At 61.6% G+C, this 13,051-nt stretch carries 11 protein-coding genes and 1 other RNA gene; 4 read left to right on the top strand and 8 right to left on the bottom strand.

All coding sequences use genetic code 11. The annotated features are described in order from the left end of the window. Nucleotides 1-104: 104 nt before the first annotated feature. Nucleotides 105-3,650 carry an autotransporter domain-containing protein gene (locus tag AABA34_RS05920; RefSeq protein ID WP_338304317.1) on the top strand — a complete coding sequence of 1,182 codons (3,546 nt, stop codon included), beginning with the start codon at nucleotides 105-107 and terminating at the stop codon, nucleotides 3,648-3,650. Between the two features lie 91 nt (nucleotides 3,651-3,741). Here AABA34_RS05920 and AABA34_RS05915 read toward each other — a convergent pair whose 3' ends face one another. The 6 genes from AABA34_RS05915 to AABA34_RS05890 all read right to left on the bottom strand — a co-directional run bounded on the left by AABA34_RS05915 (nucleotide 3,742) and on the right by AABA34_RS05890 (nucleotide 8,947). After that, nucleotides 3,742-4,524: a hypothetical protein gene (locus tag AABA34_RS05915; protein ID WP_338304316.1), complete on the bottom strand. Its 783-nt coding sequence runs from the start codon at nucleotides 4,522-4,524 to the stop codon at nucleotides 3,742-3,744. A 56-nt stretch (nucleotides 4,525-4,580) separates the two neighbouring features. Further along, an RNA gene (gene rnpB, locus AABA34_RS05910) (RNase P RNA component class A) lies at nucleotides 4,581-4,999 on the bottom strand. Between the two features lie 50 nt (nucleotides 5,000-5,049). Further along, nucleotides 5,050-6,993, bottom strand: coding sequence for an alkyl/aryl-sulfatase (locus AABA34_RS05905; RefSeq protein WP_338304315.1), 1,944 nt, complete (start codon nucleotides 6,991-6,993; stop codon nucleotides 5,050-5,052). A gap of 38 nt (nucleotides 6,994-7,031) precedes the next feature. Next, on the bottom strand, nucleotides 7,032-7,742 hold the full coding sequence (locus AABA34_RS05900) for an N-acetylmuramoyl-L-alanine amidase (RefSeq protein WP_338304700.1): 711 nt from the start codon (nucleotides 7,740-7,742) through the stop codon (nucleotides 7,032-7,034). 17 nt (nucleotides 7,743-7,759) lie between these two features. Then, on the bottom strand, nucleotides 7,760-8,413 hold the full coding sequence (locus AABA34_RS05895) for a histidine phosphotransferase family protein (protein ID WP_034952254.1): 654 nt from the start codon (nucleotides 8,411-8,413) through the stop codon (nucleotides 7,760-7,762). Nucleotides 8,414-8,551: 138 nt separating this feature from the next. Beyond that, nucleotides 8,552-8,947 (bottom strand): M67 family metallopeptidase, encoded by a 396-nt coding sequence (locus tag AABA34_RS05890; RefSeq protein ID WP_338304314.1) that lies wholly within the window; start codon nucleotides 8,945-8,947, stop codon nucleotides 8,552-8,554. A gap of 17 nt (nucleotides 8,948-8,964) precedes the next feature. On the opposite strand from AABA34_RS05890, the gene AABA34_RS05885 reads away from it, so the two are divergent. The 3 genes from AABA34_RS05885 to AABA34_RS05875 all read left to right on the top strand — a co-directional run bounded on the left by AABA34_RS05885 (nucleotide 8,965) and on the right by AABA34_RS05875 (nucleotide 11,643). After that, nucleotides 8,965-9,918 carry an RluA family pseudouridine synthase gene (locus tag AABA34_RS05885; RefSeq protein ID WP_338304313.1) on the top strand — a complete coding sequence of 318 codons (954 nt, stop codon included), beginning with the start codon at nucleotides 8,965-8,967 and terminating at the stop codon, nucleotides 9,916-9,918. A gap of 59 nt (nucleotides 9,919-9,977) precedes the next feature. Further along, nucleotides 9,978-10,931: an RNA polymerase sigma factor RpoH gene (gene rpoH / locus AABA34_RS05880; RefSeq protein ID WP_338304312.1), complete on the top strand. Its 954-nt coding sequence runs from the start codon at nucleotides 9,978-9,980 to the stop codon at nucleotides 10,929-10,931. Between the two features lie 106 nt (nucleotides 10,932-11,037). Then, nucleotides 11,038-11,643, top strand: coding sequence for a hypothetical protein (locus tag AABA34_RS05875; RefSeq protein ID WP_338304311.1), 606 nt, complete (start codon nucleotides 11,038-11,040; stop codon nucleotides 11,641-11,643). A 36-nt stretch (nucleotides 11,644-11,679) separates the two neighbouring features. Here the strand turns inward: AABA34_RS05875 and AABA34_RS05870 are convergent, their stop codons facing one another. Together AABA34_RS05870 and AABA34_RS05865 are read right to left on the bottom strand one after the other, a co-directional pair. After that, nucleotides 11,680-12,306, bottom strand: a complete 627-nt coding sequence (locus AABA34_RS05870; RefSeq protein ID WP_338304310.1) for a hypothetical protein — start codon at nucleotides 12,304-12,306, stop codon at nucleotides 11,680-11,682. Between the two features lie 11 nt (nucleotides 12,307-12,317). Beyond that, entirely contained in the window at nucleotides 12,318-13,046 is a 729-nt protein-coding gene (locus AABA34_RS05865) for a helix-turn-helix domain-containing protein (RefSeq protein ID WP_338304309.1), read from the bottom strand. Between the last annotated feature and the right edge of the window lie 5 nt (nucleotides 13,047-13,051).

Raw genomic sequence — 13,051 nt, 5'->3', positions numbered from 1 at the left:
CACTGCTAACCCTTACAGTAGATTAACAAATGCTGTTGGGATTCCCTACGTAATTATACTACGCTCCGAATCGGGTAGGGGTAACCAAGAGCAAGGGGGCTATCATGAAAAGTCGTAATTTCTTGTCCGGCGTCGGTATCGTGGCGCTAGCCGGAGCGCTTGCCGCTGTTCCGGCACATGCATCTGAAGGTGAAGCCGAAAGCGCGTCATCCGACGATCCGCTGGCAGAGGAATACCAACTGCCTGCGGGTCCAAACACACGCGCGATCACTCCGCGAGTAGCTGGTCCGATCAGTATCGACACTTTCGCGGGTTTTGACGAGTCGGCCTTTACATCCGCATATGTGGGAACAATCGACTTCTCGCTGCTCAGCAAGAATGGCATGCGCCCAGATGGGCCGAACATCACCCCTCGCATCATCACCCGCGACGATGTTGATCCTAACGGGCCGGGCGCCGTCGATGTCAACGAGACACAGCCGTCTGTTGTCCAGATTTTCAGCCAGCGGAATTCGGACGGCGCGATTTTCCTGAACTGCACCGGTACCGTGATCAACCCGCGCACAATCCTGACAGCGGCACACTGCGTTACCGCCAGCACGACGCGTTCTTCAGAAGCCTACGGGCTGCCAGAGACGGGCGCAGATCGTACGATGCTGATAGGAACCGGGTTCGATACCTCCGAACGCTTCTTCAATTATCTGGACTTTGGTTCGAACTATGAAGAGGGAGGCTTGGCATCTAGCACCGACGTGGTGATCCATGCTTCGGCCAACGTCGGCGATGGCGCCCTGCCATTCCCGTTTGCCGACATTGCCCTGATTGCAGTGGACTCGCCAATCACCGATGTGCCGGCAGCCCCTCTGCTTCTCACTCCATTGACCGAGCTGACTCATGTCGTTCAGGTCGGATACGGCACTTTTGGCGATGCGTTTGGTGGGGGCACCGTAGGCAGTTCGTTCCTGCGCCGTGTCGGCGAAAACATGCTTGGCGCAGTGGCATCATTCGCTGACCTTGATGACGTGGTTTTTTCTGCCTTTGCGCCGAATTCGGATTTCGGCAGTATTACGCAATCCTATTACATGACCGATTTCGATTGGCCGGATCGCGATATCGTCAATCCCGCTGTCGGCCGCCCATGGGGATGTGACTTCAACGGTTTTGGCCCTGAGTGCCAATTCATCGGTGACGTTCTTTCGATCGACTGGTTTGATGGAGATGCCCTCCCGAATGAAGTGGCGACGGCACCGGGTGACAGCGGCTCTCCGCTGATCGTGGACGAACTCTACGATTTTCCGGTGGTTACCGCTGTGCTGAGCGGGGGCATCAGCTACTTCAACCTCCCGGCGCCATTCAACAATTCCTACGGCGACATCAGCTTTTACAATCCGCTTTACCCGTTCTTCGAATTCATCACCGAGAACACCGCATACAAATATGTGTCGGCAAATGCTGGTGACGGCGACTGGTCCGATCCAACGCACTGGACCCAAGATCTGGATCCGGGCTTTTTCATCGACGATGGCACGGGCAATCTTGTAAATGGTGTACCGTCCGGCAGTGAGGACGGCATCTTTGATACCGGGCCGAATGTAGGCACCATTCTGGGCGTAGACATTTCCGGTTTCCCCGAAGTCGTATCTCCCTTCGGCCCTCAGCCGGGCGATCCGAATTTCGGTGCCAACACTCCGAACAGTTCGGCCTTGCTCGGCCCGGGTTCGACCGGATTTGTACCGCAGAATACCGATGGTACGCCTGGGACCTCCTTCGCCAATCCGGCGCAATATTTCGAGGTTCATCTCAACAACGCCGGTACGACCACGGTCGACCTCGATGTCGAGATCGACAAGCTGGTGATCAATGGTGAGGAGTCTGGCTTCGTTCTGCCAGACGTCTGGAGCTTCAGCAGCCTGATCGGTGTCGAGCAGTTTGCAGGTGTTGCCGAAATCAACGGCGCGCTGAGCACTCCGATCTACACTCTTGCAGGTGGCGTGCTCGAAGGGGACGGCGGGGTGATCGACACCAATGTCCTGTTCAACCTCGAAGGCCTCCTGAGTGCAGGCGGCACTGGCGGTTTCGGCACGCTCACCATCGACGGCGATTACGTTCAGACCAGCGGCGGTGCCTTGTGGGCCGATTACACCGTTGGTCGTCGCCGTGCGATCACGTCGGACTTCTATGCGGTGTCCGGTACGGCCGTGCTTGATGGCGATCTGGTGGTTTCGACCGGTGACCGCGCTGTCCGGTTCGGCACGGAGTTCACCGTGTTGAGCGCTGGCGCGATCGACGGCGATTTCGCCTCGACCTTCTTCGTCAGCCGTTCGCCGATCCTGACGGCGGTTCACAGCATCGAAGGCGGTGACGTGGTTGTCCGGATCACGGCGCGCAGCATACGCGGCCTTGTAGGTGGAGCAAGCCCGCTCGGTTCGATCGGCGGAGCACTCGACACGATCCGTGCCAACAACTTCGATAAGTTCGTCGGCCTGTTCGACATTATCGACGGCGCAAGCTTGAACACCCTGGGGGCGACCCTGTCCTCGCTGGCTCCGACCAGCGCGTTCAGCCAGACCTTCACCGCCAACACGTTTTCTCAGCGGTTTACCGGTCAGATCGCCCAGCGCACTCTCGCGCTGCGCGGCGGATCGCGTGCAGCTGGCGGGTTCAGCGCAGCGGGCAACGCGAGCTTTGCGCTCGCCGGAAATACCCCGACCGAAGCCGGTCGGATCGGTATCTTCGGAAGCGCATCGGGCGTGTTCCTGAACGGTGGACAGCAGGGCGGAGTGCTCGGCAACGGTGTTCAGGGCTTCGGCTTTGACGCCTTCAGCTCCGGCAATCTGGCTTCGGGCGTTGTCGGTGCAAACGCATTCGAGCAGGCTTCGCTGACGCAGGCTGGCGAGATGACGGTGGGCGCAGACATGCGCGTTTCCGACGGCTTCAGCTTCGGTGTCGCCGTTTCGGAAATCCGCAACAGTCAGGTCGCAACCAGCGCGCTTCAACCGCAGGAAGACCGCAGCCAATCGGTTGCGATCTACGCCACCTATGCCGATGGCGGCCTGTTCGCTGACGGCTATGCAGGTACGTCAGACCAGCGCTTTGGCGTTGAGCGTGCGGCACAGGGCGATTTCACCCGCGCCTATGCCAATGCCATCGGCCAGGCCGACGGTCGCCAGACCTTCGGCGGGCTGCGCCTTGGTTATGCGTTCGATCTCGCCAAGGGTGTTGAAGCAGGTCCGGTGATGAGCATGGATTATGTTCGCAACCGGATTGGCGGCTACGACGAAATCGGCGCTGGCGCGTTCGGTCTGTCGATTGCCGATCGCACCTTCACGTCGATGGGCGCGAAGGCCGGCGCAATGGCCTCCTTCGACATCCGCAGCGGACAGAACAGCGCGATCCGTGCGTTCGGTTCGGTCGCCTATGCCCGCGAACTGGCAGATACGCAGGACGTTGTAACCGCGCACTTCTTCGGTGCGGCTGACACGCCCTTCACCATTTCGAACCAGCTCGACCCGGAATGGGTTAGCGTGAATGCCGGAGCGGAAATGCAGGTGGGTGCAAACCTTCGTGCATCGATCTCGGTCACTTCGGACATGGGCCGCGGCGTCCTGTCGAACGACCAAGCTCAGGCTTCGCTGAGCTGGCGCTTCTAAGCCCGGCTTAGACAGCCTTCCGGCGACAAAAGCGCCGGGCCTTGCCAGATGGTGAGGCCCGGCGCTTTTCTTTGCGGTTCGCGCTATTGGTTTAGAAGCCCAGCCAGTGACGCCGGTTAGCCGGATTGGCGAGGCCGATAGCCATGCCCAGGATAACCAGCGCCCCGGCAAACATGCAGGAACCGGCAATCATCGCATCCTGTTGTCCGCCGCGAAAATAGATCGCCAGCACGGCCCAGCAGAACACCAGCGCATACCACGGGTTACCGCGTGATCGCACAGTGGCAAGCGCGGCGATCACGCCTCCAACGGCGACCATGGCCGCAGCAGCCAGAGGAAATGCGAAACCGCCGCCCAAACCGTAATAAACCAGCGTCGCCGACACATTGACGATGCTCGCCGCTGTCAGCCAGGCTGCAAGCGAACTAAGCACCAGTGCCGCGAACCAGCGCTCGCCGCCTGTCAGCGCATCTTGGGCTGACAAGGCCCGCAAGCACAGCAGCAGACCGCCTAGCGAGGTCAAGATAATCGCCGCAGACACCGCCGTGAGATTGGCGAACTGGGTGTAGGTCGCCCAGACACCCTGAGCCGCCAGCGCTACAGCTGCGGGCCATGCGATCTTGTCGAGCAAGGCGTTGTTGCGCTGCGCGGGAAGCGCCTGCCAGACCGCGAAGACGGCGGATCCGAGGAACAAGGGCCCCCAGATCGCAAAGGCCCAGCCCGAGGGCGTGATGAGCGTTCTGATACTGTCGGAGCGGTTGCCAATCGGCTCCCCAAATCCGAGTTGCGGCAGGAAGGTCGCGCCGATCTGAATGACAACCGCCAGCACAATGATGCTGCGTTGGACAAAACTGCGAGTGGGGTGGGTTAGCATGGTCATCCTAGCTGAACGGAGGCGCGATCCCTCGGTTCCTCGGTAATGCGAGCGTGGTATCAGGGGGCGTCATAAGCCGGGTTCTGTCTCCGCAACCGGTATGCTTTCGCACCAGCGCTGCGGCGGCAGCCATTCATCTGGACCGCCTGTTGCCAGACGGCTCTAGCAGCCAACCCGGGCCTCTCGGCGCGAAACACGCCTGCGCCCTTGCGGACGCGCGAGGCCCCTATTTGGCCTTGCTCCGGGTGGGGTTTGCCATGCGGACCCTGTTACCAGCGCCCCGGTGCGCTTTTACCGCACCCTTTCACCCTTGCCTGTGAGCTTTAGGCTCCATCGGCGGTATACTCTCTGTGGCACTATCCCTGAACTCCGGCGCGAACGCCGAAGCCCGGCGGGCGTTACCCGCCACCCTTGTTTCGTGGAGCCCGGACTTTCCTCGCATCCCTTGGGGAAACGCGGCTGCCTCAGCCCCCTGATGCCTGTCAGATAGGCGCGCATGCCGGCTTTGGAAAGACGCCGTCGGGATCAGGGCTCGACAATCTCGAACAAGGGGTCGGGCTGGTCCAGCGCCTGAAACAGGGCAAGCAGGGCCAGTGGGTTCCCTTCGATCGAAGCGGCTCCGCTGGCCATGAGTTCTTGCACTCCCACCTCTCGCGCCAGCAAGCGGTTGAAATCCGACCTGTTGATGGTGAGCAGCGCGCTGGGTGCTTCTGCCTCGCCCTTCCGCGGGAACATCACGCTCTTGCGCAAATCGACCGTGATTGCCTCGCCGATATCCGGGAACGTGAATTGCACGATTGCCTCAGCTCCGTTCATCTTTGCCGGATTGAAACGCGCTGCCAGAGAATCAAACAGGTCGACCGTGGGGATCGCAGCCAGCACAGCGGCAGATGTCGTGGAAAGCGCGTCTGTATCGGGCGGATCGCGCAAGTCTTGGGCTGCGGCAAGATAGATATTGCGCCATGTCCCGCCTTCCGCCTGAAAGCCGAGTTGTTCGTATGTCGCGGCGAGCCATTGTTTTGCCTCGGCATTGTCCGGCGCGGCGAAGACCAGCGTCTGCAACAAGGTGGCGCCCCAGCGGTATTCGCCTTCGTCGAAGGCCTTGCGCCCGATCGCGAGCGCCGCATCAGCGCCGCCCAGTGCCTCCACCCATTTGCGTGCCTCCTCTACTTTGGGCAGCGCGTCGTAATCTGCGGGTACGGCGTTCCACCATCCGAAATAGCGCTGGTAGACCGCCTTCGCGTTGTGCTGATACGTTCCGTAATAGCCGCGAGTGCCGAAATCGCCTGCAGCAAAGTCCGGCTCGCCGATCAGTTCGGCGATCTCATCCATCGTATAACCCTGATTAGCGAGACGCAGGGTCTGATCGTGGGTAAAGCGATAGGTGTCGCGCTGATTGCGCAGCTTTTCGCGCACATTCTCCGCCCCCCATGCCGGCCAATGGTGCGAAGCAAGCATGACGTCGCTTTCCGATCCGAACCGCGTCAGGATCGCATCGAGCGTGCGGCTCCACTTAAGTGCATCGCGCACCAATGCCCCGCGCGGAGTCAGGATATTGTGGAAGTTGCGGGTCGCCACTTCGGCGGTGTGGAGCGCCCGGAACTGCGGCAGGTAGAACACGAACTCGGAAGGTGCCTCAGTCCCTCCTGCATCAAGGAAGTCGAACACAATGCCGTCGATCAAGAGGCGCTCGTCTTCAGCGCTCAGCTCACGCGTCGGCGGCAGCAGACCGATAGCCCCGGTTGATAGCTTTGCGCCCAAGCCGACACCCACCCGGTTTTCCGGCCCGTCGGCCAGCTTCGCCCCGAACTGGTACTGCGCGCGCCGACCCATTGCGGGCCCAGCCAGAACGCTTTCCCCGACCGTTTCAGCCGTGAACCCTTCCGGCGCGATGATCTGCACCTCGCCCGCCGCAAGCGCCTCACGAGTGGTCACGCCCAGCACACCTCCGAAGTGGTCGGCATGGCTGTGGGTGTAGATCACCGCGACCACCGGCTTCTCGCCAAGAGTGCGGTTCGCCAGCTCCAACCCGGCCTTGGCAGGCGCGGCCGTCAACAGCGGGTCGATAACGATCCAGCCGGTCTGGCCGGCGATCAGCGTCATCACCGACAGGTCATAGCCGCGGATCTGATAGATGCCGGGAACAACCTCGAACAGGCCGTGAATCGCCGTCAGCTGGCTTTGCCGCCAGAGCGATGGGTTGACCGTGGCAGGGGCCTCCGCATCTAGGAAATCCAGCCCGTTTACGCTCCACGCGACGCTGCCGTCGGGGTTGAGGATGTTGCCATCAAGCTGCGCCAGCAGGCCGCGTCGTGCGTCCTCAAAGTCGCTCTGATCGTCCAGCGGCAGGCTTTCGGCCACAGCGGCGTTGCGCGCCGCAGTCGCCTCGCTCGCAGTCCCTTGTGGCGGCGCATTGCCTGCCAGAGCCAGCAGCGTGACCAGCGCCCCCAGCATCGTCGAATTCCTCATGTCCTCTCCCTCTCCTCGCGGGCCTTCTGGCCTCGTCCTTATCTTGCCGCGCCGCGATCCCTTTCCAGCAGCAGGTGCCACAGGATCGCGCCAAGCTGCGCATCCGGCCGGCCTTCGATCCGGTCCGGTCGCCAGCGGCGCTCAAACGCCTCGATCGTCTTGCGCCCCTCGGTGATGTCATAGCCGAACCGTTCCAGCGCGAGGATGAATGCTCCTTCGTTGTGGAACGGATCCACATGCTCAAGCTTGCCCGGACGCGGCAGACACAGCCCGTATTCGGCCAGCCGATCCCACGGGAACAGCTCGCCCGGATCGATCTTGCGCAGCGGCGCGACGTCCGAGTGTCCGACGACATTGGCGCGCGGGATGTCGTATTGCTTCACGATACGCGCCACCAGCGGCACCAGCGCTTCGAACTGGGCATCGGTGAACTCGCGATAGCCGCCCGCGTGACCGGGGTGGTCAAGCTCGATTCCGATACTGGCCGAATTCACATCCTTGATCCCGCGCCAGTAGGATGTGCCCGCGTGCCAGGCGCGCTTGGCTTCCGACACCAGCTGGATCACTTCGCCTTCTTCGGTGATCAGATAGTGCGCGGACACTCCCGCTTCGGGATCGGTGAGCCGGTCAAGTGCGGTCTCGACCGGCTTCATCTCGGTGTAGTGCAGCACCAGCATTGTGACGGGCGAGGCGCGATCGTTGAAATTAGGCGACGGCACCACCCGGTGAACCAGCTCGCTTTCCTCCATGTCGCGCCAATCGCCCGTCACCCGATCATGCCCTCCGCTTCGGGCAGCACCCCGCCCAGCACCAGCGCCTTGTCTGAAAGCGCATATTGCAATCCGCCGCCCATTTCCTCGGCCAGCAGCGCGACCATGTGCGCGGCTGCGGTACGGCTGGTGATGTCCTCGGCATCGAGATCGCCCTGCAACGCCTTCCCGATGGTTTCGTCAAATGCGATGCGATCGCCGGTTGCCCGCGCCACGATCTCGACATTGCCGTCGCGCCGTTCCGCCCCGATGTCGAGCGTCCCGCCGCGCACCAGTGCATCGAGCGCGATCTGCGACAGGTTCAGCAACACCTTGACGGCTGGCTTGGGAAGGTTCGCATCGGCGATCGCCCAGTTCAGTTCGACCCGCTTGTTGTCCCCTGCCAGCGCCGCGATCACCTCCTGCGCTTCCTCGACCGGGACGGTTTCACCAAAGCCCCCGGCAGCCCCGAAAGCGAGGCGGAAGAACTTGAGCTTGTCGGTGCTGATCTTGGCGCTTTGTTCGAGCAGTTCGATGCAGCGTTTGCGCATTTCCGGGTCGGTTTCGTCAGCCAGCAGTTCCAGCCCGTTCGACAAAGCCCCGACGGGCGAAAGCATGTCGTGGCAAAGACGCGAACACAGGAGCGCGGCAAGATCGGTTTGCGAAGTCATTTCGGTATCGGATTTCCTACAGGATGGAACACTTGGAACACAGTCCTAGGGATAAAAAATCCGCCTATCCACCTCGCGCCGACAATTGGCATCAAATAGCCGGGGAAGTGGCGGATTTCTGCGGTCATCTGCCGTTATCTAGCGGTCAATGACACGGTAGGAAAGCGCAGCGAAGGCCTCCGGTAGGTCACGCCAGAGTGTCACCGTCGAACCGGCCACGATCGCCCACAGCTTGCCGTCGCCTGCCGCCATCGCCCGGTCAGTCGCCGAAGGCCGGGCATCGCCGGTGGGATGCGAATGATAATATCCCATGATTGCCGGGCCGCCTTCGCGCTCCTTGCGGTGCGCGTCGATCAATGCCTGCGGGTCGATTTCGAAATGTGTTTCCGGGTGAGGGTGGACGTTGCGGGTGGGTATCGCAGCCGTGATATGCACCCCCTCGCCCAACAGGATGCCACAGGCTTCGTTCGGGAGCGCAGCTTCGCTCATTTCGCAAAGAGCATCCAGCACCGCTCTTGTAACCTCAATGTCCATCGCGCATGCCCGCAATCATGTCCGAACCGGAAATCATCACCGGCACCATTACCGCCCCTGCCCGCCTCGACAAGGCGTTGGCGGATGCGACCGCGCTTTCGCGGGCGCGAATACAGGCGTTGATCGCGGACGGGATGGTCGAAGTGGGCGGCGCCTATGCCGCTTCGCCCAGTCAGAAAGTCGCCGCCGGCACCAGTTTCCGCATTGCCGTGCCCGCCGCTGCCGAAGCCGAAGCGCGCCCGCAAGCGATACCGCTCGACATCGCTTACGAGGATGATCACCTGATCGTCATCAACAAGCCCGCCGGAATGGTGGTACACCCGGCCGCCGGCAATCCCGACGGCACGCTGGTCAACGCGCTGCTGCACCATTGCGAGGGATCCTTGTCGGGCATCGGCGGGGTTGCCCGCCCCGGCATTGTCCACCGCATCGACAAGGACACATCGGGCCTGCTGGTGGTTGCCAAATCCGATGCCGCGCACGAAGGGCTGGCGGCGCAATTCGCCGCGCATACCGTCCACCGCCGCTATATCGCGGTGTGCGCGGGCCATCCCAACCCCGCCGAGGGCACGATTGATGCGCGAATCGGGCGCAGCGATGCGAACCGAAAGAAAATGGCGGTGCTCGACAAGAATTCCTCACGCGGGAAACACGCGATCACCCATTACAAGACGCTCAAGAGGCTGGATTCGAGCGCGATGATCGAATGCCGCCTTGAAACCGGGCGTACCCACCAGGTGCGCGTTCACTGTGCGTCAATTGGCCATGCGCTATTGGGAGATCCGCTTTACGGAAAAACACCCAAGGAACTGAAATCCCTGCTGACTTCGCTCGGGTTTGCGCGGCAGGCGCTGCATGCGGCGGAATTGGGTTTCCTACACCCGATTTCCTCGCAAGAACTGCGGTTTACCGCCGATTTACCCGACGACATGCAGGAACTAATCGACGAACTTGGGCGTTCTAATCGATGAAAAGCGCAGCAAAGCGCGCAAAGACCGTTTATATGTAACCACGTGGCCCAAACGACCGGATGCCCATCAGGGGTCCGGCATCAGAGGTCGACACAGGAAAGGTTAGGGAAATAGTGAGCAAAGCAAACGCAGTCCCGGCCCTGAGTGGTGAGCAGAGCCTCAACCGCTATCTGGCCGAGATCAAGAAATACCCGGTGCTTACCGCTGAGCAGGAATACATGCTCGCCAAGCGCTACGCCGAACACGAAGATCCGGAAGCCGCCGCGCAGCTCGTTTCGAGCCACCTGCGCCTCGTCGCGAAAATCGCGATGGGTTACCGCGGCTATGGTCTGCCCGTGTCGGACCTCATTTCCGAAGGCAATGTCGGCCTGATGCAGGGCGTGAAGAAGTTCGAGCCCGATCGCGGTTTCCGCCTCGCGACCTATGCGATGTGGTGGATCAAGGCGAGCATTCAGGAATACATCCTGCGTTCGTGGAGCCTCGTGAAAATGGGCACCACCGCCGCCCAGAAAAAACTGTTCTTCAACCTGCGCCGGATGAAGAAGCAGCTCGAAGCCTATGAAGACACCGACCTGTCGCCCGATGACGTGACCAAGATCGCCACCGATCTGGGCGTGCCGGAGCAGGAAGTGGTCAACATGAACCGCCGGATGATGATGGGCGGCGACGGATCGCTCAACACGCCGATGCGCAATGGCGAAGAAGGATCGGGCGAATGGCAGGACTGGCTGACCGATGATCGTCCGCTTCAGGACGAAGTCGTGGCCGATGCCGAGGAAGCCGATGTGCGTCACGAAATGCTGATCGAGGCGATGAAGAGCCTCAACGAGCGCGAGCAGCACATCCTGACCGAACGCCGCCTGACGGAGAAGCCGCAGACGCTCGAAGAGCTCAGCCAGGTCTACGACGTCAGTCGCGAACGCATCCGCCAGATCGAAGTGCGCGCCTTCGAAAAGCTGCAAAAGGCAATGCAGCGGATCGCCGGCGAAAGGCTGCTGCCCGGCGTCGCATGACGCATCGTCAGGGGCTTGGCTGACCAGCCGGCACCACGAAAATCGGCCCGCAAGGGTTTGAATTGCCCTCCCCTCCCGTTATGCCGGAAGTGGGAGGGCAAATTTCATGCTGCATCACATTCGTACCGTCGCACTCGCACTGGCCGCAGTCATCATGGGGCTGTGCGCGCCCGTTGCGGCTCAGAACGAGGTGGAGAACCCGCCTGATCCCTATGTTCACAAGGCCGTGGGAATTGCCTTTCCGGCTGTGCTTGATGGCTTCACCCGAGGCCGGGTCGTCGAATTCGACGAGAGCGGCAGCGATGCGAGCGTCGGATATTCGCCCGATGGAATGCCGGGGGAGATTTCGCTTTATGTCTATCCGCTCAGCGGATCGACTTGCCGCGATCAGTTCGACGGGGCCAACAGCCCGATCCTCAGCCGAGGCGGCTCGGTAAAGGAGGAGGATGCCGGGCTCTCGATGGCGGGATTTGACGGCATGACGCAATATTCGCGCAGCTACACGATCGAGCCGGGCGGCTATGGCTTTGACCACCCCGAACTGGCGTCGTTCCTGTGGGTCGGTTGCCGTCCGGGATCGGATTGGGTGGTCAAATACCGCGGATCGTTTTTTGCCAGCGATGCCGATCGGATCGGCAACATCGCCAACCGGCTGTTCGCCCAGATCGACTGGTCAAGCCTGACAGGCGGCGGCAAGACCAAGGTGAAGTGAGGGGCGCCCGCCCGGTTCCCGACTAAGGAAAGCCGACTATCCCGGCAGCCGTTCCAGCAACGCGTCGAACACCGAAATATCGAACCGGTGGGGTTCCCCCGCTGACGAATTGCGCGCGATCTCGGCCAGAACTGTGTCCTTGTCGGGGAAGTCAAACTCGACTTTCCCCGGCAGCGCCTGCGACAAGGCACCGAACCAGTCCAGGAGGTCCGGTTGCAGTGCGAGGTGCATATCGAAATTGTGCCGGGTGCGCGTCACATCCCCTTCTTTCTGGGCGCGGGCAATTTCTGGAGCGATGCGTTTTACAAAATAGCGATCGCCAAAGCCGATGCGGCGCTCGACGATAGCCTTGCGCGCCAGAGGTATCGCAGCGTTGAACACGTCAAAGGATTTGTAGCCGGCGCGCGCCATGCACCAGTCGAAGTGCGACTTGAACGGCTCGGTATCGCAGATTGCGAAGCCGTGCTCCCGCTCTGCCGCGACCGCTGCATCGAAGCGGCGGATATTGTGCTCTATCCAATAGGCGGCATGAACCTCAGCAGGATCATCCTTTCCCGGCGCAACCCCATGGTCGGGGAACTCGGTCACGTGATGCGCTGCGCCAAACTGCCGCGCAAAGGTGGTCTTGCCAGCCGCGCTGATGCCTTCGAGCACGATCATCATCGTCGCCAGCCCTATTTGCGCAAACGGCAGTAATCGTCGCGTGTCGCGGTATCGAGGATGCTGCGGTATTCGGCCATGCGTGCGTCACCTTCGCGCACCAGCCCGAATTGCGGGTCTTCGATCTGCACCATTGGCACCAGAGCCACGGGACATGACACGGGCACGAGTTGCGACCCTTGCCCAACTTGCAGCGTGGCGAGCAGGCCGAACATGCGCTGTTCGCGGGTCGCGCGGCCCAGCATGATCATGCGGTACTGCCCAGCCTCGCTTGTCATCAGATAGGTGTGGCCCGACAGGTTCGGCATGGAGACAAAGCCCGCCTGCTGGAATGTCGCATCGATCCGGTCGTTTTCGGCAAACACCAGATGCCCCTTCGCGTTCGACCAGCGGATTTCGGTGCGATAGGCATAGACCGCGCCTTCTTCACCGAAGCTGGCGCGCAGGGTCAGATAGTCGCCTTCGATCCATTGCACCGCCGGGCGCGCATAGCTGCCCATTTCGGGCGGCGCGAGCGACGGGCCGGCGGCCTCCACCTCGGCTTCCTCACGCAGGCTTGCGCCCAAGGCTTCTTCCAGCCGCACGATTGTCGCCAGAGTGAATGGCCTGCGCCCGGCAATCGCCTTTTCCAGCGTTGACACCGACAGCTTCGCCCGCTCCGCCAGCCGCGCGCGCGACAGGCGCCGCCGCGCGATCTCCTCGCGCAGCCGGAACGCCACCTCTGCGTTGTCGAAATCGCTCATGAAAC

Origin of the sequence: Erythrobacter sp. Dej080120_24 (assembly GCF_036322605.1) — a bacterium.
Classification (GTDB): domain Bacteria; phylum Pseudomonadota; class Alphaproteobacteria; order Sphingomonadales; family Sphingomonadaceae; genus Erythrobacter; species Erythrobacter aurantius.
This window is presented reverse-complemented; position numbering and strand designations above follow the sequence as displayed.

Excerpts from the sequence above, each read along its gene's own strand:
- AABA34_RS05920 (WP_338304317.1), top strand. The coding sequence starts at position 105 with ATGAAAAGTCGTAATTTCTTGTCCGGCGTCGGTATCGTGGCGCTAGCC.
- AABA34_RS05915 (WP_338304316.1), bottom strand. The coding sequence starts at position 4,524 with ATGCTAACCCACCCCACTCGCAGTTTTGTCCAACGCAGCATCATTGTG.
- AABA34_RS05905 (WP_338304315.1), bottom strand. The coding sequence starts at position 6,993 with ATGAGGAATTCGACGATGCTGGGGGCGCTGGTCACGCTGCTGGCTCTG.
- AABA34_RS05900 (WP_338304700.1), bottom strand. The coding sequence starts at position 7,742 with ATGGAGGAAAGCGAGCTGGTTCACCGGGTGGTGCCGTCGCCTAATTTC.
- AABA34_RS05895 (WP_034952254.1), bottom strand. The coding sequence starts at position 8,413 with ATGACTTCGCAAACCGATCTTGCCGCGCTCCTGTGTTCGCGTCTTTGC.
- AABA34_RS05890 (WP_338304314.1), bottom strand. The coding sequence starts at position 8,947 with ATGGACATTGAGGTTACAAGAGCGGTGCTGGATGCTCTTTGCGAAATG.
- AABA34_RS05885 (WP_338304313.1), top strand. The coding sequence starts at position 8,965 with ATGTCCGAACCGGAAATCATCACCGGCACCATTACCGCCCCTGCCCGC.
- rpoH (WP_338304312.1), top strand. The coding sequence starts at position 9,978 with ATGCCCATCAGGGGTCCGGCATCAGAGGTCGACACAGGAAAGGTTAGG.
- AABA34_RS05875 (WP_338304311.1), top strand. The coding sequence starts at position 11,038 with ATGCTGCATCACATTCGTACCGTCGCACTCGCACTGGCCGCAGTCATC.
- AABA34_RS05870 (WP_338304310.1), bottom strand. The coding sequence starts at position 12,306 with ATGATGATCGTGCTCGAAGGCATCAGCGCGGCTGGCAAGACCACCTTT.
- AABA34_RS05865 (WP_338304309.1), bottom strand. The coding sequence starts at position 13,046 with ATGAGCGATTTCGACAACGCAGAGGTGGCGTTCCGGCTGCGCGAGGAG.